Here is a 297-nt window from a genome sequence, read left to right on the forward strand (position 1 = left end):
AGTTATATAAGCAAGAGGAGGAGCCATTATATGAAGACACTTTATCATTATACAACAGTTGAAACATTGCTTCTGATATTAAATTATAAAACATTGAGATTCAAAAGTTTACTTTATGTTGACGATCCATTAGAACCTTCAACTTCAGACTTTGGTAATCTAGGTGGATTTAAGTATGTGTCTTGTTGGACTGATACTCCTAATAGTATTCCACAATGGACAATGTATTCTGATAATATGACAGGAGTGTGTATAGGAATTAGTTTTGACAAAGAAACTGATGTCTTTTTAACGGAA

1 protein-coding gene is annotated in these 297 nt (G+C 31.6%); it reads left to right on the forward strand.

From position 1 onward, the window contains the following. Nucleotides 1-30 precede the first annotated feature (30 nt). On the forward strand, nucleotides 31-297 hold a 267-nt coding region (locus C1G53_RS12070), incomplete at its 3' end, for a DUF2971 domain-containing protein (RefSeq protein WP_161941434.1).

This window comes from Streptococcus suis (assembly GCF_002960445.1).
GTDB lineage: Bacteria > Bacillota > Bacilli > Lactobacillales > Streptococcaceae > Streptococcus > Streptococcus hyiners.